Below are 23,022 nucleotides of genomic sequence, written 5' to 3'. Positions count from 1 at the left end.
TTATGTGGTTACGGTTATGGGACCTGATAATTCGCAATGAGGATTGGTATTGCCGGCAAACCAAAACTGAAGGTAATACCTGCCATTTTCCAGATCGGACCATGTTTTGGTATCAGGTCCGCCAATGGAAAATCTTTTTGTACCCTGTTCAGAATCGAACCAATTATCCACCTGTTTTACAAGTGTGACGCTTAAGTGGGATATGCTCGCGCAACCGGGAGGATTCCAATTGGAATCTATCATTGCGCGGACAAAACCGCCATTGACATCAAACACCCTGCTTTGTAAAAAGCGGTGTTTTATGCTTATAGTACTGCTAAAACTCGCCTGTACGTTTGGATGGGATCTATTTGTTCCCTGTTGAATGGTATGTGTTAACTCATGGGCCAGTAGATGTTTACCTTCAGTGGAACCGGGATTGTATTTTCCCTTGTTAAAGTAAATATCATTACCATGGGTAAAAGCTTGTGCACCAAGTTGCTCACTCATTTGTTCAGCATTGCTGTCTGTATGGATATTCACATCACTGAAATCGGCACCGAAACCGGCTTCCATTTGCTGCTTTTCCCCGGTATTCATCTTGTTACCCATTCCTTTTTTGTCGGAAAGTTTACTCTCCAGTTCATTGTTATCCGGAACACCCAATTGCATAGTCTTTGATTTAGCCTGGATTTCCTCCTCCTGCTTTTGAAGAGGATTGTTCTCCGTTTCCGCCTTTTTCTGCACCGATTTTTCCTTTTCGCAATCAGCGCATTTTGCCTGCACTTCTTTTTCTTCCTCCTGGTTTTCCTGCTTTTGTACCGGTTCCTCTTCTTTTAATTCCTGTTTTTGCACGGTAGAAATACTCTCTGCAAGGGGCTTTTGTTGTAGTTTTTCTTCTTCTTTGCCTTCCATTTTTTGAATACCAGGCTGCCCGGTTGTTTTACTTACAACCTTGTCTGCAACATTATCGGCCTCCTGTTCGTATTTATCCCCGGGCTGCCCTATATTCAACTTGGCCTGCACACCAAAGAATCCGTTTTTATTTTCATTCCGGAATGCTGTATTTGCATTTTTTTTCTTTTGAAGCTCTCTCATGATATTTAGATTACCATTCCACAAAAATTAATTTCTTTAGCCACGGAATTTTTACGATACTGATATTCCAGGGCAGTTTTTCCAACAGTATATCCTGTGTTTTGCGCTCTACGATTATCGCGGGATTGTCTTTTTCCAGAACCAGTTTACCGGGACGTTGTATAAATTCGCTCCTGATGGTTCGGATCGAGGTGTTTTTAATAGCATCCCATTGTTCGGTTGCGGAAGACAATAGTTCACTGGCCTTTTCTTTGTGTTTGCCGGTAAGGGGAATTTCCCTTGTCATGGGATGGTGCAGCGGAATGCCACACAGAAATTTTTCGAATACCATAAAATTTTCCGTGTCCATCTCCCTTTCGGTAGCGACGTAGTGCAGCAAATGTGCTGCAAGTTCTTTATTGATGAATACATTATCGGGGGTAATGACCCCACAGTCCAGGAAAAAAGGTTTTAAAAACGGGTGCAGGAGTATGAGTCCCGCATTCTCTACAAATGCCTCCTTTCTTTTTTGGAGCAAAAAAGTCTCTTCCGAATCTCCCAAATGACCCTCCTTGTTTAGGGGAGACAATGCATGTATTTCTGTGTTTCGGGAAGGGATTGCATGTATTTCTGTCCGGTCTTTTTTCTCCGGACCGATCTCTTTCTTTTGCAGTACCGAAGAGGTGGACAGGGGATTTTGAACAGGAAGCTCTTTTACTTCGTTTCGGGAGATCCCGGATTTTAAACGGGGAAGTAGCTTTCTTACCTCTTCTTCGGTAAAGTGGGCAGACAGATGTATAAGGCCGTTTTCCAGATTTTTTTCATCTTTTGTCAGGGCAAAGTCTACTACGGAATCCCATAATTTTTCTTTGAGAAGGCCGGTGTACTGGTTCCTCTTTTTTTTGAGGAAATCCAGTAAAGACAAGAATACTTTGTGTTCCGGATGATGACTTTTTTCCCGGGCAGGGGAAATTGTTTTGCCGGTAGTTATCGTGGGTTTGGAGGAATAATTCTCCTCGCAATAGTTTTTGAAAAGCAGGGTCAGAGCTGCTGCGGGAAATTGGCGGAGAAGTCTTTTCACAGCTACCTTGTCTTGCAGGATATCTCTGAAATCTCTTTTAAACCCTTTTTGCCTGCAAACAGTTTCCAGGACGGATAGCCCTGAAAGCGAACTTACCTGGTCGGCGGAGGTCCACCAGGGGGTTTCTCCGGTCTTTACAAAATGAAAAAATGTGTTGTACTGTCGTCTTTCTGGAGAAACCGGTTTTACATTTGAAGGATCACACTCCGCCCCGGCGGGAACGGATAGTTTTTCTGTTTCCTTTTCCAGTTGTTTTTGCAATATGCCTTTCAATGCGCTAAAATTCCCGGTGAGGTCCTCTTCTTTTACATCCAGGTCTAAGTGCAGATTTTCCATTTGCAGTGAAACTGTTTTTCCGCTCGTTTGTACCGTGTCAAAATACGTTTCCAGCAGCGGAAAGATTTCCTTTTTAAGGAATAAGCCCATGTTTTCCCTGAGGTAGTGTGCTGTTTTCAACGAACCGGTCTCTACCTCGAGAAAAACCTTTTGGATGATATGTTTCTGTTTGTTGTGCATCAGAGAATAGCTTCCAGTTGTTTATGGATATAATCTTTGATAAAATCTGCCCGGGTTTCAAAGAGGTATTCTTCCAGGAATTTTTTCAGTTCATTTTCCGAATCAAAGAAAACCTGTCTTTCCAGAAGGGTCCGGAGTATCTCCGTCACAAAGTCCAGAAGCCCGGTAAGCGTTTCCTTATATTTTTCAAGTGCCGGTAAAGGCTGGCAATGCAATATGAGATATAGTAGTTTTACCTGGGCAATGAACACTATGGATAACTGCCGGAAGACAAAGGAATCATCCTGCCACTTCAAAAGGTATTGCGCCGTAGTCCGCATCAATTCGGTGAACATTTTTTCCAGGTCACCATTGAGATTTCCGTTAAGGGAATCGAGATCTTCCAATACGGTTTTGTATACATTTATTGTTGGATCAATGATATTTTTACGGATATCTTCATCCACATCCATCACTTCTGAGATACGTTCGGATTCCTTGCGGATAAGGGCTTCCGTTTCTTCGATACAGCCCTCATTGGAAACCGTTTCGAATGTAATAGTGTGCTCTACGGTACCAGGACAAGCGCCATTATCGGGAGTGACGGTAAGGGATACGGTAACTTTGTTATCCTCGTTTACCGGGAGTTTATAGGTGTGTGTCGGGTTTCTTTCTTCTGAAGGGTTTCCATCTCCGAAATCCCACAGGAACGTCGCTTTATCCAGCCCGTTTCCTTCAGGCAAAAAGGTGATCACAGGGTCGGATACCGGGCTTTCGGGTACGTTAAAATCAAACTCGGGGGTTTTATGGACGGTAAGGGTTACATCGGTGACCTGGTCATTTACGGTAAAACGTATTTCGGTACCGAGCATTTCTTCCGGGAAACTGTCATGATCAATAATAAGCTGATTACCTTCTACGGTCAGGCCTTCGATTTCCGTATCGGGTTTTATGATACCGTCTTCCGGAGATACTTCAAAAAGCAGCGGCTCATCGTCCGTACCAATACAATAGGTGTTTTTTTCCAAACGGAGGAAAACCACTGGCTTGGGCACGATAAAGTTCACCGGAGAGCAATCCGAACAACAGAGGTATGGCAGGGAAAAATCAGCAATGACCGTACCTCCCGGAATGGCAGCTATATTTTTTGTGGCGGCAAGAGTTCTTTCCGCATCGGAAAAGGATCTTTCGGAAATAATTCCCCTTGTATCTGCCGTGAAAATGTCCTTTATGCCAAAATCATTACGGGAGACAGTTCTTTCCGTCCTGGCGAGATATACGAGTACGAATGTTCCGCCTTTCCGGACTCCTGCGTGGTGTTCCAGGCCGGGGTGTTTCTCGGCGAAACCGGATAATTGCAGGCGAAGCAATATTCTCTCCTTCCGGTCTTCGATCTCTTCCAGCAGGAGCTGTAGTTTTTTACCGGAACAACAGATGGAGGCAAGCTGGTTGATAAGCAGGCCGTAAAATGCTCTGAGGTTCTGGGAGAGGTCCGCAGTCTGATACACGCTTTGCATTTGTTTTACGTAAGCGCATAATTGTTCCTGCGTAATGTTATAAGAGGATATAACATCGCTATTGATTCCTTTAAGCCTTTCCGGCATTTTTCGGGACAGCACATGCGTGTAGGCGAGTATCTTTATGGAATCGTCAATAACCAGTTTTTTAACGTCTTCCTTTCCGGCCCAGATCTCCGGGTCCAGGGTCTCGCCGGCTATGCGTTGCGCATCAAATATAATGTCGTTTACAGACCCTGTTTTATTTTTGTCAAAGGCGGCTTTTACAATGTTTCCCAGGGCGTTATCTTGCAGGGTAAGATTGTCTTCCACAACTTTTCTTTCCGTTATGGCAGTGTATTCTTTTGTTTCTGCGACCCTGGTAGCGTAAGCTCGCGAGGCAAGCGTATAATCAGAGGAAGCGGCCAGTTTCTGTGCCGGGGTTTTTACATTGCTCCCGGGTTCCGCTATACTGAACCCGGAAAAGAAAGCGGCTACTTCGGCCAGAACGCATTCCTGTTCGGCGGTCCAGGCGTTCAGGAGTATCCGGAGGTCTTCGAACTCACATTCGTAGTCGTCCATGTTTATATCCTGTTCGTTCAGCCCGATGGAGACGGCCTTCACATCAAAAGCAAGACTGTTCGCTGTTTTTATGGCTTCTATCTGTTCGAGCGCATCGGCGTAGTTCTTACCCTGGTGACCTTCTATCCTGTAAAAATCATAAGTATCCGGGCCATACAGGAGCGGTTGCTGTACCTGGGGGATGTTTTCCAGGTTTGTGGTGTGATAGCTGAGGTTGTTTTTCTGCTTGTATACGGAAGTTTTGAAGGCGTTCCAGCTTTTCAGTAATTCTTCTTCGACCTGGTAGTAAAAGGGAATGGCCCTGGCACCAAGGGGGGCAATGGCGAGAGAAGGGGTAATTTTCACCTCGCCATTCGGAATGACGAAAGCATTGAGTATGTTTTTAACCCTTTCTATCAGAAGTACGAATTTTTTTCCGTAATCCTTGTCATTGAGGATGGGCGATTTGTAAAACCGGTGACGATAGGCTTTATAAGCTTCCCCGTCCGTTACTTTTCCCAGCATAAGATGTTTGGGAAAGGCCCCGATATTCGGGCAGCATTCGGTGGTCAGGCGGATGAACAGTTCTTTCAATTCGGTATAGGTGTCGATGAGGTCGTTGAGCAGATCGTAGTGATACTGGAACCATACGGGGGTGCTCAATACATTGAATCCGAACCGGCTGTTTATCCGGTTCTGGATAATGGCATTGTCCTTGTCGAGCTCAAAGTGCAGTAGAATAGCTTCAAACCCTTTTTTGAGATGATTTATCACACTGTTGTCAAATATGGCATTGTGGTAACTTGTTTTCAGGGTTTTGTACGTGCCGGTGTTCATATTGGTCAGGATCACCCTTCTCTGTGCTACGTCCCTGAGGTTCTCGTATACCTCTTTAAGGTAGAATTTTTGGTATAGTGCGTCCCGGTTAATGATATGGTCCGCATCGTCCTGTGACACGAGCAGTACACGGAGCCGGGCCACCTGTTCGGTCCCCTGGTTATCACAATCGATACCTGAGCAGAGGTCCGGATCCTTCGGGTAACTTTCCAGGTAGAGTAGAACCACTTTGTTTTCCAGGTCCGGAAAATCTCCCAACAGGGTTTCGTCCGTTACTTTATCTTCCGCAACGAGTTCCGTCAATTCGATCTGTTTATCATCACCGTCCAGGAAATGGGGGTAAAAGACCTTGTCGTCGATAAATGTTTTGAACGCGGTATACCTGATCTCCGGAATGCGGATATCTTTCGCGGGGGACTCCGGGATATCTTTCCGCAACTTCAGGAGATCACCGTCTGTGGTGATCCCTGTTCCCTGCGTAATGATTATACTCTTGTCCGCAGGGTTAAAATGCACTTTAAAGCCACAGACAATCCCCACACCGCTGAGGGATATCCTGGACAGTCTTACCTGGTCTTCAAAGTAATCGATGGATTCGTTGAGCTGGGTATGGGTGAGCACCTGGTCCTTTTTATAGGAGTGGTACCGGGTAGTTATAGTATTCAGTTTAGTTTCCATGGCGGTATGTTTTATAGTGTTCCTATGTTGGTTCTTCCGAGTATGAGTTTTCCTTCCAGGTGTTCTTCTTCGTCATCACAATCGTACAGTCTTCCTGTGGGGTAGATGGTATTGAGTTGTGACAAGGCGTTAATAAACGCTTCCTGTGTGTCTTTATCCTGGGCGGTTCCCAGGAATGTTCTGGCCTCCAAAAATGCCTTGTATGTCTTTTCAAATTGCAGCAGGTCGTTTTCTTCATCGGGAACTTCTCCCTTGCGGTGGCCCACCCAGCATATTTTGGCGAGGATATGCGCGGGGAGTTCCTGGCGAATGAGATTTTCGAGATATTCCCTGAAATTGGGTTCCGAAAACCGAAGGGTATAACCCGGGAGCACGATGCTCACCCGGTAGGAATACGGGTCTATGGTATGGCATTCTTCACAGTCATCGGTACAAATCGGCAGGAAACCCGCATCGGCAGTGTTTTTGGTCACATCCGGAAGAAGCAGTACATGCTCCACGAGGAACATCCCTTCTTCGGTAAAAGTGAATTTCATGAAGTCTATAAGGTCTGTGATGGCAGCCCGGATTTCTTCCTGCGTATTGTAATATTTGAATTGCTTGGCAATGATCCTGTCCGGGTGGGAAGGGCTTTCGAATTCTGGGTTGATAATGTGAAAAGAAAACTTGCCACTGGCCGACTTGTGTACTTCCACATTATCTATGACGATTTCGGTAACCGGTTTTTCAAAGGCCGTTTCCACGTATTTTTTCCGGGTTTCTATGATCTGCCGGACGGCAAAATAGAGTTCTTCCACGGCCAGTTTCACAGTATGGTATGTTTCGGTGGAAGACAGGACAATGTGATTGCTTTCATTCCGTATCCTCCACCTGTAGACCGTATCTCCGCCACTATTGACAAGGCTGTAGACCTGTACGAAGGAACGCGACAGGTTCCGGCGGAAATAGTTTTTGATCCCCGCCAGTCTCGCAATTCTTTTTTGCGCACCCGAAACGTTATCCGTATTCCATAGCAGGGCATCGGGTTGCCGATAGTAGTTAAAAGCACTTCCTCTTTCCCTGCTTACCGTAGCATATTCTTTTAGGAAAGCCTGTTTATTGGCCAGAACGATTTCATCGGATGCACTGCCATACAGGGCTTTCATCAGGAAGGCATAATTGCCGAAACGCTCTGCAAAACGGGCAATAAGGTGGTCCAGTAACTTGTTTCTCCGCTCTACGGAATCGTCTAATGTCGCAAAAAGGGTGTCCGTGAGTTTATCATTATCATTCATATCGTAGCCATTACCGGCAATGAGGTCGATATCCCGGATATCTTTTACGGCCTGTGAAAAATAAGTCCGGGTGAGCTCTCCGTCTTTGGACAGTAATTCCTTCACATTTTCCAGGTGTTTGAAATAGCCGGCGAGCACCTGGTCAAAGAACAGGAGATAGCCTTTCAGCTGTTTTGCCCATGCTTTTCTGGATGCTCCTGCCGTAGACGGCAAACCGTTTATTCCTATACCATAAGTATCCGGAAAATCATTCTGAATGGTGGTATAGGCTCCTGTTTCGGTATATGTTCCCTTTGGTAATTTAAGTTCCCTGTTCAGCCTGGCCTTTTCCCGGTCTTCGGATTCCTGTGCTTCCAGCTGTTTTTTATACGCTTCTACCTTTTTTAGATTGATATTTACGGGAAGTATGCCCTTGGTGTAGCTGAAAGTGCTTTTGGAACAAAGTCGGGGCTTGTGGTCCTTATCCACACAGATGATCCAGTTTTCACCATCGTCCGGGGCGTCGCAGTTGTTCAGGGAAATTTCTTTGACTTCACGAACTCCTGTAATGTCCATAATAATATTTATGATGTCCGACAGGCGTACTTCCCGGCGGAGTTCTGTTTTCCGGAGTTCTTCGGGGTCTATGAAGCCGTTTTCCAACAGGGGGCCTTCGAATATTTCGTGGGAAACATATCCCTTGTCCAGCATTTCCCGGAGGGAATAGAAGGTGAGCGGGGGGGAGAAATACTTTTCTATAGCCCGCAGTACCTGTGCATGTACAAATTCTTCGTCGGCATCCGGATCTACATCGATTATGGCGCAGACCGATATCGGATGGGATTTCACCTGCTCGATTTTTACAAGATCTTCACATAAATTTCTGTTTTCGTGGTATTTTCGGAAAATAATTTCCTTTATCGTCTGTTTTTTTGCTTTCTGTTTTGCCTTGTCCATATCGCCGAAGTCTTCGAAATCTACCAGGAGGGTATACAACCCTTTCAGGAGAAAGTCCTTTTTAAATTCCGGAGGTGTTGCGGCAAAATCATTTTTGCTATAAGAGAGCAATTGCTGCTTGCAATCGACATATACTTTTTTGGAATAGGTTTGCATCCAACAGTTTTTCACACCGGGGATATCGATAAAAAGCTTTCTGTAATCCGGAGCGGTCACAGGTTTACACGGAAGGATCTCTGTGGCCTTGAAGAATTGTTTTTCCAATCCTTCCTGGTCTTTTCCGGTCAGGATGTCGGCTATAGGCATATTTATACGCTGCCCGAGGTCCGTTATGGCGTAGCAGAGCATTTCCAGGATGGTAATACCGGGATCGTGCAGATTGTAATCGGTCCACAGCCGGCTGCCGAGTTGTTCGATGTGTTCCAGGCCCTTTTTACGGAGAAAATCAAAATCGAGATCGTCTGCCGTAGCTATATTTTTCGGAATGCTGATATGTGTATCTAGGGTTGACATGTTTCCTGTTTTTCGATAATGGTGTTAGCGCATGTTTTAATGTCGTCGGTATTTATTGTGTGTGTCCTGGCAGAGACCAGGATAGCGGCGGGGCCGGATGGAGAGACAATGTTTTTTTGTATTTCCCCGTCCTTGAATAGCCTTACGTCCTGTAAATAGTCCACATAGTCCAGTTTTTCCATATAGTGGACCAACACGCTTTGGCGCAGGGAGAGTCCGAATTCAATGCCTTCACTGCGGTCGAATGCCCAGGGCGACAGCAAGCGGGTGATATCTTTATTCAGTTGTTTTTTATAAAAGTTTTCGTCCCGCCCGGGGTGAAATTTTACTTTCAGGTCCACTTTTACCTGTTCGTATAAGGGATTTATGACCCTGGCCCGGATATGCATGGAATTGTACAGGTTTATATAATTCTCCATTTCATTCAAAAAGGTAGTGCTCACCCTGGGCTGGTAAATATCAAAGACGTTTTTGTTGACGACGTCCGGGATGGTTACCAGGGTGACGTGACCAGGAGACTGGTAATACATCTGGTCTTTTTTACTGCAATACCGGGTGTGGTTGAGACATTTTATCTTGTATATTCCCGGGAATTGCTGTAACAGCATATGCTCGTAATCCCACGAGGCCTGTGCGCGATTTTTATGCCGTAGCCTTTCGCTTGTCCTTCGGTAATAATCCCGGTCGTTTTCCGGTGGAATTCCCTTGAATGAAGTATATGGCTGGGCGGCGGATTTGATACTGCTGATGCGTTCCGTAAGTTTGGATATGCTACCGGCCTCAAGGCCGTTGTTCAGGTGAGAGAGTTCATTGCCGCGGTTCTCAAAAACCGCTTTGACAGCCTGCGAATGAATACCAATAACCTTGCAAACGACATCAAACTCTTTGTAAGAGCGTGCCCGGAGCCAGAAAAATCCTTCGGGCAGCCTGGTATTGCTGTCGGTAGCTTCTTTCGGAATGGAAAACCGGACAATGCCCGACCTGAGCAAATTGTCGGTTTCATTTTTGATGATATGGGTTTCATCCATGGATAACCACTGGTCATTTCCAAGGACAGACCATTCTATTTTCTGTTTGCCGAGGAATGATTCCTTTTCGGGGTTTTCACTTCCTTCCAGAACCTGGAACAGGAGGGAAAGCTGCTGCCCGGGCTCGAGATTCTCCATACCTATGTAAAGCTCACCAGCCCGGTTGCAATAGGTGGGCATCAGGGTTTCTTTTTCCCGGGCTTCGCATTGCCCGAAAGGATGAATGTGAAAAAGGGTGATATCCCCGTTCCCCGCACTGGCGGTGTAATTCATGGATATGCTGTCGGCAAAAGGGGTATAGGGCTCGTTCGGTACGAGTACATTATCGTCTTCGCTGGCCAGTGCAATGGCATATATACGGGGGAACATTTCGTGGAGAAAGGAATTCTCCATCGATAAACGCAGAGGACCGTTTTTACCGGGAGTGTATGGAGGAGAGGGGTTCGTGACAGTAAAACCGGTTTCGAACTCTCCTGCTTCTCCCTGGAAAAGAGTGATCTTGTGGCCATCGGCAATATTGGCTTCCTGCCATTCTTCCTTGTCGGATATGGTAACCGACGCCTTGAAATGATCATTGTCCTTTACAATAAGGTTGTCTTCTTTGATCGAATTATAAGCAAAGGCTTTATTGGTCTTATGGTTGCTATCCGCTGTGATCTCCAGGGCGTGGTAAAGTCCTTCGAGATAGTTGAACTGGCTGGATTGGTATTTGTTTTCCGGTCTGTAGGCGTAATAGAGCTCACGGAAATCATCGGGAGTGTTTTTCCAGGGGATATTCACGTCAATCCCCGTCCAGTTCTTCCTAAAAGCCTCCGGATAGTTTAGAGTGAATGCCGATCCTTTAACCGGGCGTGTAGTGAAAGGATAGAAGGGTTTTTCAGGATTCAGCGCCCCGTGGTCATTTTCGATCCTGAGTTTCCGGATACCGTTGACTTCAACACCAATAGATATTCCGGTGATGTTTTTTCCGGCCAGTTTCTGATATATGCCATAACCGTTTGTCGTCCCTGTCCTGCACAAGGCTTTCACAATAGGGAGCGTTGTCCGGAAATTTTCGAGCAGTATTTTTTGATCATAGGCCGTAATTGCCGGGATATCCTTATCCAAAGTAACCGCAATGACCAGGTTTTTCCCCGAAGTTCCCGAAGTACTGTCACCGGGCCGGAACGGTCCTAACCATTCTTTTTCCCCGCTGAAGTACAAGTCTATTCCCGTATTCAACTCATCTCCCGAAACCGGGGGAAGGGATTCCGGGAAGGTGATTTCCATACGCACCGTCCTTTCTCCTTCGGCAAGTTCCAGGGCAGGAGAAGCAAGGGCAAATCCCAGGGTGGCATCCTGTAGTTCGGGGAGTCCGGCAGAAACGGCTTCTTCACCTTTGTAACTGTGGCCAAAAGGATACCATTGCGCTTTTCCTTCGGGGAAATCAGCGCCTTGCCCGTCGTAAGAATCAGCTTTTTCACTGCATTTAATCGTATTGTTATCCCGGTACACATTTTTGAGCCGGGCTATCGCTGCCCTGTTGGCAATGAGTTCTTCTGTCGTGGTATAAATGCGCTTTTTCCCGGTATTGTCCTTTCCGCCGTCGAGTTCCGTGGCTTCGGGGATCTTTTCTTCGGAGATGTTTTTGGCAAGTTCAAAGAGCACATAGACTTTGTCGGGAGTGGGAGGGAGTTTGTCGATTTTCAATACTTCCCCGTAGTAAAAATCGAGGTGTCTTTTGGTTAGTTTGTTAAAACGTTTTTTGCTAAGTTCCAGCAGTTTAAGAAAACATACAAAAAGTGTCAGGTGCGGTGTAAGGGTATGTTCGTTTTCAAACGCGTGAAGTCCCTTGATAATCTCTTCTTTTGCCTTGCTGAATTTTGCAGGCATGGCAGTGTCCACTTCTTCCTGGTCCGTACCAAAATAGGCAAAGAAATGCTGCCAGTTTCCCGAAACCTTATTATCAGAACCGAAGTAGTTGACGTGTTCGGCGAATTTAGAAGCAAACAGCATCCAGTCGGCTATATCCAGGTCCTGCAACCTGAAGTAATCCGGCCGGAGCGCATCGGTATATCGCTGTTCCTGCCCGGTGCCGTCGCGCTTCAGTATGTCCAGTATATCGTTGCAGTCTGCCATTTTCTAAGTTTTGAGATGGTTATTATCTGTTTACCATATGTTTTACCTGTCTGTTCCTTCGCCTTTATAGAAGGGAAAAACAAGGTTCTTCCGGGAATTCGTAGCCCGGACCTTGTAGTCCAGCAGTATGAGTAGTTCCCCTTTTTGGTCATCGCCCTGTGTAATGTCTGTTTTTTCTACGTCTATCCTGGGTTCGTAATAGAGGATAGCATTGTTTATGAGTTCGGTTACATAGGTTTTCAAAGTCCTGTTCAGGGGATTGAACAACAAATCTTCCAGGTTACAACCGTATTTGGGCTGCATAATGCGTTCTCCGAGTTTGGTGGAGAGTAATATCTCCAGGCTTTTCCGGATATCTTCCTCATTTGAGGTCATAGTAACGGATTTACCTGCCTTGTTAAACTGCGGAGGAAAACTCCACCCGGTACCGAGAAATGAATCTTTATGGTTCATTTTTTTATAATTTTATTGGTTGTGGAGAGGAATACGCTCATGGATTGTCACCCCTCTGTGTCTCTCCTCAAGGGGAGAAGATCTCTTTTCAACTCACGGAGTGAGATTTATGTTTCGTTCCGAGAACAATAGGGAAGTACCTTATCCGATTAATACGGTGGGTTCTCCCAGGATTATGGTGCCCCCGTGCGCTGTGGTATCACCCAGTCTAGCTGCAGGCATCCCACCGATAAATACGGTAGCGGAACCAGCTACAATGCTGTCCGGCGGACCGGTACATGTGGCCATATCGCCAACCCTTGCCGCCGGTAACCCGCCGATAAGAACGGTAGGTTCTCCCGGGGGGAGGATGGGTCCTCCTACGTGGGGCACGCCGCCGGGATTTACCATCGGGCAGACGTGCATATCAGTTATTCTTGCTGCGGGTTGTCCCATTTTTTTAAGTTTTTATAGTTATTAGTTTTATCCGGTTTGAGACACATGGTCTTTTCCCGTCCGAGACGCACGGCCGTGCGTCTTTACGGGGATTTTAATTGATCTGTACGATCCCGCCTTTCAGTACGGCCAGGGCGCTGGATGACATTTCCACCCCGGCACTGCCTTCGGCCTTGTACTGTGCATTGGCCTTTACATTGACATTAGTGCCTTCGATGTTAACATCTCCTGTGGCTTTCAACAGGATATCACCGGGGCTTTCCATACTTATTCCGCTGCTGTCCATGGTAATGACATTGCTGTTCTCATCTTCCATTCGAATAACCCCGGCGTCCTCGTCGAGGGTAATGGATTTACCGCCGGGGGTTTCTATACGGACAGATTTTTTATCGTCGTCAAACAGCACTTTCATCTCGCTCCGGGTAACAAAGCCCTTTTCGTGATTGTCGTCGCTTGCGGTAATAGGAGCGGGTTTGGCGCTGCTGTGCAGCATACCGAGCACAACGGCATCATTAGGGTCTTCGTTGATAAAACCCGTGATGACTTCATCCCCGATCTCCGGCCGAAAGAAAGCGCCCCGGTTTTCCCCGGCATCGAGGGAGGCCATCCGGCACCAGATGCCTTGTTCTTTATTATTTACAATAGGGAATTTTACCAGTATCCGGTCCTCACCGTCGGGATCGTCCTGTAATTGGGAAACTATACCTACCTGCAATCCGCGGATGGCTGGCAAAAGACCGGAAGCGGAGGGGGAGTGGATATCGTAGGTTTCCGAAAACCACTGCGGATTTAGCCCGAACTGGGCATCTACGGTCCAGTTCCCTTCGCTGATATGGTGGTGTACCCCGGTAACATAGGCTTTGCCGTTAAACCGATCGCCCACACCTTCCAGTTTCAGGATGGAGCCTGGTTTTACCGAGGGAATCCCCTGGAATTTCACCCTGCCGCGGACCCGGGCAAGTTGCTGAAAAAGTGACCTGGCATTGGCCCAGTCCTGCAGTTCCACATCCGAAACACTCCCGCCGTGGCGCAATTCCATGTTTTCCAGATCGATAACCTGTGACAGGTCGTCCGGGGAGAGGTTCCCATTGAGGTTTACGTTCGGGTTGTCGGCCTCGATTTCCAGTAATTCCTGGTCGGCAGGGTTCCAGCCATAGGAGGAAATCTTATGAAACTGGTTCCGGGCGTCAATCTCGGCATCGAAATCGAGCATGGTGGTCCCGAAAGTAACGGTTTCCACTTCCTCCGTATCCAGGTCGGGTTTTTTCACCACGAGTTTCCCGTCATCGGCAAAGCACAGTTTTCCGTTGGCCTGCGCCCGGGAAACGACAAAATCCCAATCCGAAGCATTGTACTGTACCAGTTCCCTGTGTGTGTACTTGGTCGTTTCCACTTCATTTTCGAGGGCATAGGAGCCTATGATTTCTTCGAAAATATCACTGTCTTTCGCATCGTAGAAATATCTGCTCTTCCGGCCCACGGTTAATTTAACGGCTTCGTCCCGGCATTCAATGACCAAAAGGGAGGTATTGCTTCGTATTTTGATATTGTGCTTAATGATCATCCCTTTGAATATTGTGGCTTCGTCCGAATGATACCCGGCCGTGATCTCTATTTTTTTACCGGGAACCAGCAATTCCTCATTACTGAGTTTAAAATCTCTTTCGGATGGTTCTCCGTCGATCAAAACCAGTTGGGCGGTGGGAATACGGTTGACTTCCTTTGCAATGGCAATGCTCTTCACCTGGTATTCCCCGGAGAGTTCTTCGCCCTCAATGAGTACCTTGTGGGTTACGAGATCGGCACTGCGGCCGGTTTGTATGACGTCACTGTTGTTCATATCCCTGATTTTTGCAAAGGCGGGAAAAACAATTCCTGCCCGGTTTTCAACTTTCTGAAATTATCCAGTTTGTTTACCCTGGCTACCTCCAGGTAGTACCTGGAGTCACCATAGATCCGGTAAGTCATCAACGGCAGAGTGTCTCCATCCCTGACCACGCGATAATGGGTCAGGTCCGGCGACTGGTTGTTTTCTTTAGCAGTCCTCAGGTTATCTTCTACAAATCCCTTGAACTTTCCTCTGGCCACGGCCCTGATCGGCGTACCGTCGGGTTTAAAGAGTTTGAACTCGATGTCCATTTCGGTCATGGCCCCTTTAAAGAGCAGGCTTCCCCAGGCGATCATCAGGTAATTGGGCTTGTGCTCTTCACCATCATAATCGAGGACCACTTTTTTAAAGGCTTCCAGGTCGTCGATAATACCATCATCGGTATTTTCATGACCTGCGATAATTCCTGTTCGGTCAAACACAAATTCGAGTTCCAGTTCTTCCGGCAGTTTCTTGTTGAATTTCGGCGCGGCCGCACTGGTGCCCGAAGCCTGGTCTTCGTTCTGTTCGGTCTTGTAGTGATAGGTATATTTCTCCGGGTTCAGCAGGGTGGTAAATTCACCATCGCCAACTTTATTGTTGAATTCCGGGTCGCTATACGCCACCACTTTCAGTTTTTCGAGTTCACCTGTGCTCATCTTGCCTTGTTTTACCGTTCTTTTTGCCTTTGCAAGGTTTCCATGACATACTCCACGCACTCTGCCGTCATATCCTTTTTATTCTCTTTGGACGTACCGGCAGGAGAGGAGTTCTTCTTGCTCTCATCCACATGGATCTTAATGTGGAGTTCTTTGATCTCAATCGCCATTGCTGATGGTTTTAAAGTAATTATAACACAGTTCTACGGACTCTACCACCAGTTTGCTCTCTTCCGCATTGAAGTCCTCTACGGCCCATTTTACGGGATAGGCATGTACCACATTCCACGTAAGCAGCGGTTGTTGTTCTTCATTGAGGAGTTTTACGGTGAGGTCCACGGGCTTAAACTCGAAGTTCTCTATGGCATCCCTGCACCAGTCGATCACTTTGGAACTGACCAGCATTCCCCGTTTTAAGACCAGGTTGGGGTACTTGGTCTTTACCGGGAATTTGTGTTTGAAACGGTTTTCCCCGCCTTCGGCGATCTCTTCGGTTTCGATATCTACCGAAAGGCCGGAAACGGATTGGAACCTGTGGTCTTCTTCCTTGGAATCGATACCCGTAAACTCCACCAGGAAATGAAAGCCTACCGGCGGATAGTACGTATCCATGATCTATTCGTTTTGGATGGTTAAACCTTCGTGGACCACTTCCATAGATTCTATGGCAACCTCATTACCGTCGCCTTTCAGGTCTGTAGACTGTACTTTGGTGGGCCAGGCATTTTTTACTTTCCAGGTCACCACGGGTTCGTGCTCTTCATTCAGCAGCTTAATGGTAATGTCCCGGCGTTCTATGGTGTTTAGTTTTACGGTGTTCCACCATTCGTAATACTCATTATCACTTTTGAATGAACCTCTTTTGAGGGTGATATTGGAGAATTTCTGCATTCCGGGCATTTTGATCTTGCTGTATTCCGGACTGGCACCGTGGCGGTATTCGATGACTTCCGTCTCCACGTCGAGCCCGGAGACTTCGGTAAATCCTATTTGCGTTCCTCCCCAGTCTACTGAGAAATGGAACTTCGGTAATGGATAGCTCATAATATTGTTGTTTTAAAGTTTTTGTTTAGTTGAACTAAGGGACAGACTAAGATTCCTGCATCTTGTGGGAGAATTTCAGGATAATGAATTCCGCAGGGCGCACTACGGCCATGCCTATTTCAATATTCATACGCCCTTCCAGGATATCTTGTGCGGTCATGGTCTGGCCCAGGCCTACGCGTACGTAGAATGCCTGTTCCGGTTTGGCCCCGGCCAGTGCCCCGGCACGCCATTGCAGGGTGAGGAAGTTCTCTATCATAGCCCTTACCTTTACCCAGGTATTGGCATCGTTGGGTTCAAAGACAAATTGTTCCGTGGCTTTCTTGGTAGACTCTTCCACCATATTAAAGAAGCGCCTTACCGGAACATAGCGCCATTCGTTGTCGTTTCCTGCCATGGTACGCGCACCCCAGACGAGGGTTCCTTTTCCGATAAATGCACGGATGGCGTTGACAGACTTTCCGGTAGTGTGTACATTCAGGGAAGCCTGTTCCTCGTGAGAAATGGTCACAGTGGGACGGATAACATAGTTCAGTCCGGTGTTTGCCGGGGCTTTCCATACGCCACGGTCACTGTCCACGCGGGCATAAATACCGGCCATGGTTGCACTGGGAGGCAATGCCACCCTGTGATTGTTTATTTCGGACAGAATGGTGTTGTAAGTGGCATTATCCAGGGGTTCGATATCGCTCAGCAGACGGCCGTTCAGTTTTCCGTTATTTACATCTATCGGTTCGGCGGTATTTACCGCGGCGATTATATTCCCCAGATTAGTCCCGATATCTGAAAAAAGATCCGTTGTCACAGATACTGATGTTTCGGTACTGAGATCATACGCCAGTAATTTTTGCAGTTCTTCCAGGAAATTCAGGGTGTTGATGTGAAGTATGTTTTCCACCTTGGTACTGGTATCTGCCTGGTTGAGTTTGACCTGCAGGTCTTCGAGACTTTTGGTGACAGCTATTATGTTGTCGGGACCTTCAAAATCCGTATTAAAAACCTCCAGCGCATCCGAGATCGCTGTTTGTACGGCACTGTTTTCTTCCGAGGATGCTATTGCCGCATTGGCCTCCTTATTCACTTGTTCTTTGATGTCTATGACATTATTTAAAGTGGTAAGCATAGATGCTACAAGGGCAGAAAAATCATTGACCTTTACGGAATTGGTGGCAAAAGTACCGTCAATATCAAATCCGTCGATATCGTCGTGCATAAAGAACAGGACTTCCCGTATTTTTCCCGTAACATTTGCCCCGCTAAGGTCCCGTAGAGCCTCAATCTGTACCGGTAGCGCCGTCGGAGCGCTGATGGCATCCAGGTTTTCCTGTACGGTTGCAATGGCATTGGGATTGTAAGAGAGGTGTTCTATCACGATATCATCTCCGCTGTACTGGTAATTCAGGATGGTACGGATAAACGGAAAATAAGTAGCTCCGTATTTCAGGTAATCCTTGTTCAGGTTGATACCGTTCCTCAGGGCATCAATAGGGTCCAGGTCTTCGGAACCATCATTATATGTGGTGTCCGAATAGGTGTCGATGATAGTAAACCTGTCCTGGAGGTCCTTGCACTGCATCAGGGCGTTGTTGTAGAGGGAGTAGAACTCGGTGTCATCGCCCAGGTTTGTGGCATCGGGAAAAACGATCAGTGTAGGTTCATCTTCTTTGCGCACCACACCCAGTCCGTCGTTCAATTCGTTAAAGTCAATCTCGGGAGGGGTTTCGGAATCCGTCCAGTCTTCATAAGTGCCTGTGGAGACGATATAACAGGGTCCTCCGCCGTTGGCAAAGTACATCTGTAACGAATAATACATAAGATATGGGGATTTAACCCCGGGTTCCGGCACATTGACGGACCGGTTTTCCGAGCCGTCCACCAGGGTATCTTTTAATTTCACGGTAATCCCTCTCTCGTTTTGAGCCGAACCGAAGTATGTGGTATACTCCAGCAGGGAAGCTATCCTTTTGGGTTTAAGGATCAGGTCGTCCGTCTCAACCGAAGGTTTTGACTTTGCAAATTCCGTATAGCCTATAAAGGCCGGAATGGCGGTTTCTACTTGTGCAATAGACGGCGGAAATTTGGAGATCTCCTCTATATACACGCCTGGTGTTTTGTACGTTGTTGCCATAATGTTGGTTTTTAAATGAATATTTCCGAATAGGTTTTGTTTGCTACGGTCTTAATGGAATACACGGAAGGATTGGGATACCTGTATGTGCCTGCCCCGGGAGGGGGAGCGGCAAAGTCGGTATCCGGGTCTATTTCTATAAATCCGTTTTTAGTCAGCGGTTTTTCCGCCTGGGTCTCTGCCTCGAAGCCTGTGGAAGGCTTCAGGTATTTCCAGAATGTCTTCCGGTTGTCAAAATGTATTTTGAATCGGGGAACCATTGCAGGTAAATCGCCCATGTTTTCCAGTATGTTATCATCGGCAGAATCACCCTGCATATGAAGTTTTATACAGCCGGTTAACCCGATCTTTTCGTAGTCTTTCAATTCTTTGAGAATGTTCAGGGTACCTTCTCCGGTTAATGTATGATCGTCATTAATCGATGTATTATCCTCAAACCGGGGTAGGTAAGCGAAGTTCATTCCTTCCGTACCGGGTTTGACATTGCTCAGATAGAGCAGCTTGTCATTTTCTACGGTATAATCGGTGTAATTGCCAAAATAAGGGTCCTTTATTTTTATGAGAAAAGTCAAAGCGCTTGCAGTTGCTATGGGGATAAAGGAATGCTGGGGGTTATCGGGAGATATTTTAATACCGATAGCAAGATGGTCTTTTTGCTTGTGAAAGACCATATTATGGCCGGATAAAAACCGGCTGGTCTCATAACCGGGGACAATCTCCAGGTAAGAGCGGTAGTCATAGTCCTTTAGCCGGATGGTTTTGTCCTTATCGGTCATCCCGTTAAATTCGTCCATCCCGTCATTGAGGTAATAATTGTGATAGACAAACACGCGGAACAGGGGTTTATATTGAATTTGAAAAGACATCTCAGTTTTTGTTTAAGGTTCCGTTTATTTCAGTGATAAGGCCTTTTTCGCTTACTACGCTGTCCCTTTCTATCTGTATAATACTGAGTTTGTACAGGGCTGAGGGAAGTTGCCTTCCGCCGAGGGTACCCCATATAAAATTGAGTTCTTCGAAAGTGGGGGTATAGAGTTCTATGGTAAATTTGAAATTTTGAATGTCTGCCATGGAAATACTGTCACGGTCGTATATGGTATTGGCCTGGGTAAAGGCTTTTTTTCCCTGGAAGAATTCTATTATTTTGGATACGTCTTTTAAGGATTTGTTATACGTATTCCTGTTGGCGCTGAAAAGAAGGAACAGGTTAAGGTAAATGACCGGGTTTTTACAGATCATCTTGTCTGCCGTATATGTATTGTTGGGAAAGTTTTTTAAAGTGGCCTCTTCATGAAAATTAATAAGAGTAAGGGCCACCTTGTCTGCCAGGTTATCGGCATTTTCGCTCTGGGAATCCAGTATGGCGATATTTTCGAGTATTACGGACTTATCCAGGCCGGAATCTTCCAGGTATTGGTTGACTTGTTCGGTAATTATTTGCGCGATTTCAAAAAGCATTTTGCGGGATAGTTTTAATTGATATTCAAAAGTATCCCGATACCATAAGGAGTACAAGGGTATTTTTCCCGGAATCAAAGGGGGATTTTTCCCCTTTTCGCAAAAGAGGCTTTATTCTTCATGCTTTTCTCCATACTTTTAACTAAACCATTTAAAAAAACATATATTATGAAAACTACCTTATGTAAACAGGCTGTACGATTGCTGGCCTTATCTCTTTTAATCGTCCTGGGATCGTGCCAGCCTCCGAAAGTAGAAAAACCTGAAAAGACCATTGACAGGGACCGGGCGGCGAAACTTAGCAGCAGGTTTGTAGAAGAACTTACGGAACTTATGGAGGGAGCAAAAGATACAGCCAGGCTCAACAGGATGCAAAAGGCCGGTTTTATCCCCGTGGCAAAAGCGGATTTCGAACTGACCAGCCATACCTATTATACGGTAGAGGAACTGGAACACTATTTTGCCTGGGTAAAGCAGGAAGCCAAAGAAAAAGGATATGAGCTGGAAGGATACCGGTTCTATTTCGGTATTTACCCCGATGATGAGGAACTGGGAGAAAAACGGAATTTTATGACCATGTTCATCTCCCCGGCCGGAAGAAAAGCGAAACGGCAGGAAGGGGCTGTGGTGAATGTGCCGTTTATGTATTATAACGCGGCTGAGAATATTGAGGAAATTGATCCTTATAATTATGGGGGGAATGGAAATCCTCCTAAGGCATCATACTAGACAAATTGTTTATAATTTGTTTTAGCAGTCACCTCGAGCGGAGTTGAGGGGATTACTTTAATCCGGTTATTTCAATACTCCGCTCGAAATGACATCTTTAATGCTAATACAAGTTAGACTTGGAAACACTAGCCTCTTATATTAAATATATAGCATTATTATCTGCCATAACAGTAACATTAGCTTATCCGAAATATGCAAGAGGAAAAGCAAAGTATTTTATATATTCCATATGGCTAATTGCTATTACTGAGTTTTCATATAAGTTTGTTTATTATAAGATATTAAAAGAACAATATCCTATATATTTCATAGCTAATGTTTACTCTATTTTACAATTCCTTTTTTATTTTTTCTGGTATAGATACCTGCTTAATTCTTTAAAATGGAAAAGGCTACTTTTGATTTTTGCGTTCATGTTCTTGATGTTCGCCATATGGAACATTATTTTTTGGCAGGATTTTATTTATACAACCCAGACCTATACCTATATTATAGGTACAATTTTTATAATTATCTCTATCTGCCTATATTTTGTTCAGGTTTTTAATGATGATTTTATTCTTCATTTTCAACGTTCGGTGTATTTTTGGTTCAGTCTCGGAATCCTTTTATTTTTTATCCCGTTTCTTCCTTTTATGATTGCCTCCGAATTTTTCAACTATGAAGGGAGTTTATTTTCTTTAGTTATCTTTATACTCAACGTGGTGATGCACAGTTGTTTTGTCATAGGCGTATTATGGAGCAAAAAGAAATACAATTACTGATCCTGGCCTCGTCCATCATCCTTTTGATGTTACTGGCGGCCCTTGTCATCATTTTTTCCCTGTTCCACCGGAGGAAGACCAGGCTCCTTATCCAGAAAGCCGAAGACAAAAAACACTTCGAGGAAGAGCTGGCCAAGACCCAGACGGAAATACAGGAACAGACCCTGAAAAACGTGAGCTGGGAACTACATGACAATATAGGCCAGTTGCTGTCCGTCGCAAAAATGCAGCTCAATATGCTGGAACGGGCAGTCCCGGATGCACAAAAGAAACAATTTGCGGAAGCCACGGAGGTCCTTGGCAAAGGAGTCAGTGAAATACGGCAGTTATCCCACTCCCTGAATGCCGATTATATACTGAATGTAGGCCTGGAAGAAGCCCTGAGAGCGGAGGCCACCCGCTTTAAACGGCTCAATTTTCTCAAGATCGACTTTAAGGTGGAAGGGGAGTCCGTGCCAATGGATAAAAAAGACGAGGTTATCGTCTTTCGTATTTTTCAGGAATGCTTTTCCAATTGCATCAAATATTCGAGGGCAAGCTTGTTGTCCATTTTCATAAAACACTCTCCTGAAGATATCCTGGTCTCGGCAACGGATAACGGCATTGGGTTTGACATACGCGAAGCCGGGGGCGGGGTCGGCATCCTCAATATGCGAAGGAGAGCGGAGCTCATAGGGGCAAAATTATCCATAAAAGCTAAAAAAAATGAAGGAGTTTCAGTAACTTTGGTCTATCCCTATAAACCAACCGAAACCAAAGATGAATAAAAATGGTATTGCCATAGTTGATGATCATTTACTTTTTGCGCAGTCTTTAACTTCTCTCGTAACTACGCTGGACAAATATGAAGTGCTCTTTCATTCCCTGAACGGAGAGGATTTTATTCACAAATTAAACACCCTATCCAAAATCCCGGACCTTGTGTTGCTGGATATCAATATGCCGGTGATGGACGGATTGGAAACCATGGCCTGGATCAAGGAAAATAATCCTGCTCTCAAGGTACTTGCCTTATCTATGGACGACCGGGAAGAGACGATCATCAAAATGCTTCGCATGGGTGCAAGGGGGTATCTGTTAAAAGACATTCATCCCGATATTTTTGAGAAAGCTATAGAAGACGTACTTGCCAAAGGTTTTTATTTTTCGGACAGGATAACGAATACCATCCTGGATTCCATAGATAGAAAAGAGAATTCTTCCGGGTTACACCTTAAGGAAAGGGAAGTACAGTTCCTGAAACTGGCCTGTACGGAACGCACGTATAAAGAGATAGCGGAAGACATGTTCCTTTCCCCTAAAACCATCGATGGTTATCGTGAGGTGCTCTTTGAAAAGCTGGAGGTGAAGAGCAGGATAGGATTGGTACTGTATGCTATAAAAAACAAGCTTATAGAGGTTTAGAAAGC

At 45.8% G+C, this 23,022-nt stretch carries 18 protein-coding genes; 3 read left to right on the top strand and 15 right to left on the bottom strand.

Annotated elements, in window-relative coordinates; translation table 11 throughout:
- The 15 genes from ACVBDU_RS19725 to ACVBDU_RS19655 all read right to left on the bottom strand — a co-directional run bounded on the left by ACVBDU_RS19725 (window position 1) and on the right by ACVBDU_RS19655 (window position 20,117).
- On the bottom strand, window positions 1-1,077 hold the full coding sequence (locus ACVBDU_RS19725) for an eCIS core domain-containing protein (protein ID WP_447181432.1): 1,077 nt from the start codon (window positions 1,075-1,077) through the stop codon (window positions 1-3).
- Between the two features lie 10 nt (window positions 1,078-1,087).
- A complete protein-coding gene (locus tag ACVBDU_RS19720) occupies window positions 1,088-2,653 on the bottom strand; it encodes a contractile injection system tape measure protein (protein ID WP_447181431.1) in 1,566 nt (521 codons plus the stop codon).
- Entirely contained in the window at window positions 2,653-6,204 is a 3,552-nt protein-coding gene (locus ACVBDU_RS19715; RefSeq protein WP_447181430.1) for a PKD domain-containing protein, read from the bottom strand. Before ACVBDU_RS19715 ends, ACVBDU_RS19720 begins: the two co-directional genes overlap by 1 nt.
- Window positions 6,205-6,215: 11 nt before the next feature.
- Window positions 6,216-8,927 carry a contractile injection system baseplate wedge protein gene (locus tag ACVBDU_RS19710; RefSeq protein ID WP_447181429.1) on the bottom strand — a complete coding sequence of 904 codons (2,712 nt, stop codon included), beginning with the start codon at window positions 8,925-8,927 and terminating at the stop codon, window positions 6,216-6,218.
- Window positions 8,915-12,073, bottom strand: coding sequence for a baseplate J/gp47 family protein (locus ACVBDU_RS19705; protein ID WP_447181428.1), 3,159 nt, complete (start codon window positions 12,071-12,073; stop codon window positions 8,915-8,917). The genes ACVBDU_RS19710 and ACVBDU_RS19705 overlap by 13 nt, the downstream gene beginning before the upstream one ends.
- Window positions 12,074-12,115: 42 nt before the next feature.
- A complete protein-coding gene (locus ACVBDU_RS19700; RefSeq protein ID WP_447181427.1) occupies window positions 12,116-12,526 on the bottom strand; it encodes a gp25 family contractile injection system sheath assembly initiator in 411 nt (136 codons plus the stop codon).
- Between the two features lie 141 nt (window positions 12,527-12,667).
- A complete protein-coding gene (locus ACVBDU_RS19695) occupies window positions 12,668-12,961 on the bottom strand; it encodes a PAAR domain-containing contractile injection system baseplate protein (protein WP_447181426.1) in 294 nt (97 codons plus the stop codon).
- 94 nt (window positions 12,962-13,055) lie between these two features.
- A complete protein-coding gene (gene vgrG / locus ACVBDU_RS19690) occupies window positions 13,056-14,801 on the bottom strand; it encodes a type VI secretion system tip protein VgrG (protein WP_447181425.1) in 1,746 nt (581 codons plus the stop codon).
- Entirely contained in the window at window positions 14,798-15,487 is a 690-nt protein-coding gene (locus tag ACVBDU_RS19685; protein WP_447181424.1) for a CIS tube protein, read from the bottom strand. Before ACVBDU_RS19685 ends, vgrG begins: the two co-directional genes overlap by 4 nt.
- A gap of 11 nt (window positions 15,488-15,498) precedes the next feature.
- Window positions 15,499-15,657 carry a DUF5908 family protein gene (locus ACVBDU_RS19680; RefSeq protein ID WP_447175165.1) on the bottom strand — a complete coding sequence of 53 codons (159 nt, stop codon included), beginning with the start codon at window positions 15,655-15,657 and terminating at the stop codon, window positions 15,499-15,501.
- Complete coding sequence (locus tag ACVBDU_RS19675) at window positions 15,647-16,099, bottom strand: phage tail protein (protein WP_447181423.1); 453 nt, start codon at window positions 16,097-16,099, stop codon at window positions 15,647-15,649. The genes ACVBDU_RS19680 and ACVBDU_RS19675 overlap by 11 nt, the downstream gene beginning before the upstream one ends.
- Before the next feature lie 3 nt (window positions 16,100-16,102).
- The gene (locus ACVBDU_RS19670) at window positions 16,103-16,531 is read right to left on the bottom strand and encodes a phage tail protein (protein ID WP_447181422.1); all 429 of its coding nucleotides are present in this window, start codon (window positions 16,529-16,531) and stop codon (window positions 16,103-16,105) included.
- A gap of 46 nt (window positions 16,532-16,577) precedes the next feature.
- A complete protein-coding gene (locus tag ACVBDU_RS19665; RefSeq protein WP_447181421.1) occupies window positions 16,578-18,659 on the bottom strand; it encodes a phage tail sheath family protein in 2,082 nt (693 codons plus the stop codon).
- 11 nt (window positions 18,660-18,670) lie between these two features.
- Window positions 18,671-19,525 (bottom strand): hypothetical protein, encoded by an 855-nt coding sequence (locus ACVBDU_RS19660; RefSeq protein WP_447181420.1) that lies wholly within the window; start codon window positions 19,523-19,525, stop codon window positions 18,671-18,673.
- A gap of 1 nt (window position 19,526) precedes the next feature.
- Entirely contained in the window at window positions 19,527-20,117 is a 591-nt protein-coding gene (locus ACVBDU_RS19655; protein ID WP_447181419.1) for a contractile injection system cap protein, read from the bottom strand.
- Between the two features lie 168 nt (window positions 20,118-20,285).
- On the opposite strand from ACVBDU_RS19655, the gene ACVBDU_RS19650 reads away from it, so the two are divergent.
- From ACVBDU_RS19650 to ACVBDU_RS19640, 3 genes are all read left to right on the top strand, one after another.
- Complete coding sequence (locus tag ACVBDU_RS19650; RefSeq protein ID WP_447181418.1) at window positions 20,286-20,846, top strand: hypothetical protein; 561 nt, start codon at window positions 20,286-20,288, stop codon at window positions 20,844-20,846.
- A gap of 739 nt (window positions 20,847-21,585) precedes the next feature.
- Window positions 21,586-22,380, top strand: a complete 795-nt coding sequence (locus ACVBDU_RS19645; protein ID WP_447181417.1) for a sensor histidine kinase — start codon at window positions 21,586-21,588, stop codon at window positions 22,378-22,380.
- Window positions 22,373-23,017 carry a response regulator gene (locus tag ACVBDU_RS19640; RefSeq protein WP_447181416.1) on the top strand — a complete coding sequence of 215 codons (645 nt, stop codon included), beginning with the start codon at window positions 22,373-22,375 and terminating at the stop codon, window positions 23,015-23,017. The genes ACVBDU_RS19645 and ACVBDU_RS19640 overlap by 8 nt, the downstream gene beginning before the upstream one ends.
- Window positions 23,018-23,022 lie beyond the last annotated feature (5 nt).

Source organism: Sinomicrobium endophyticum (genome assembly GCF_052983315.1).
This window is presented reverse-complemented; position numbering and strand designations above follow the sequence as displayed.

What these genes read in the sequence shown, in the direction of transcription:
- ACVBDU_RS19660 (WP_447181420.1), bottom strand. Translation starts at nt 19,525, where the DNA reads ATGTCTTTTCAAATTCAATATAAACCCCTGTTCCGCGTGTTTGTCTAT.
- ACVBDU_RS19665 (WP_447181421.1), bottom strand. Translation starts at nt 18,659, where the DNA reads ATGGCAACAACGTACAAAACACCAGGCGTGTATATAGAGGAGATCTCC.
- ACVBDU_RS19695 (WP_447181426.1), bottom strand. Translation starts at nt 12,961, where the DNA reads ATGGGACAACCCGCAGCAAGAATAACTGATATGCACGTCTGCCCGATG.
- ACVBDU_RS19670 (WP_447181422.1), bottom strand. Translation starts at nt 16,531, where the DNA reads ATGAGCTATCCATTACCGAAGTTCCATTTCTCAGTAGACTGGGGAGGA.
- ACVBDU_RS19675 (WP_447181423.1), bottom strand. Translation starts at nt 16,099, where the DNA reads ATGGATACGTACTATCCGCCGGTAGGCTTTCATTTCCTGGTGGAGTTT.
- ACVBDU_RS19685 (WP_447181424.1), bottom strand. Translation starts at nt 15,487, where the DNA reads ATGAGCACAGGTGAACTCGAAAAACTGAAAGTGGTGGCGTATAGCGAC.
- ACVBDU_RS19640 (WP_447181416.1), top strand. Translation starts at nt 22,373, where the DNA reads ATGAATAAAAATGGTATTGCCATAGTTGATGATCATTTACTTTTTGCG.
- ACVBDU_RS19705 (WP_447181428.1), bottom strand. Translation starts at nt 12,073, where the DNA reads ATGGCAGACTGCAACGATATACTGGACATACTGAAGCGCGACGGCACC.
- ACVBDU_RS19720 (WP_447181431.1), bottom strand. Translation starts at nt 2,653, where the DNA reads ATGCACAACAAACAGAAACATATCATCCAAAAGGTTTTTCTCGAGGTA.
- ACVBDU_RS19715 (WP_447181430.1), bottom strand. Translation starts at nt 6,204, where the DNA reads ATGGAAACTAAACTGAATACTATAACTACCCGGTACCACTCCTATAAA.
- ACVBDU_RS19680 (WP_447175165.1), bottom strand. Translation starts at nt 15,657, where the DNA reads ATGGCGATTGAGATCAAAGAACTCCACATTAAGATCCATGTGGATGAG.
- ACVBDU_RS19645 (WP_447181417.1), top strand. Translation starts at nt 21,586, where the DNA reads ATGGAGCAAAAAGAAATACAATTACTGATCCTGGCCTCGTCCATCATC.
- ACVBDU_RS19650 (WP_447181418.1), top strand. Translation starts at nt 20,286, where the DNA reads ATGAAAACTACCTTATGTAAACAGGCTGTACGATTGCTGGCCTTATCT.
- ACVBDU_RS19700 (WP_447181427.1), bottom strand. Translation starts at nt 12,526, where the DNA reads ATGAACCATAAAGATTCATTTCTCGGTACCGGGTGGAGTTTTCCTCCG.
- ACVBDU_RS19655 (WP_447181419.1), bottom strand. Translation starts at nt 20,117, where the DNA reads ATGCTTTTTGAAATCGCGCAAATAATTACCGAACAAGTCAACCAATAC.
- ACVBDU_RS19710 (WP_447181429.1), bottom strand. Translation starts at nt 8,927, where the DNA reads ATGTCAACCCTAGATACACATATCAGCATTCCGAAAAATATAGCTACG.
- ACVBDU_RS19725 (WP_447181432.1), bottom strand. Translation starts at nt 1,077, where the DNA reads ATGAGAGAGCTTCAAAAGAAAAAAAATGCAAATACAGCATTCCGGAAT.
- vgrG (WP_447181425.1), bottom strand. Translation starts at nt 14,801, where the DNA reads ATGAACAACAGTGACGTCATACAAACCGGCCGCAGTGCCGATCTCGTA.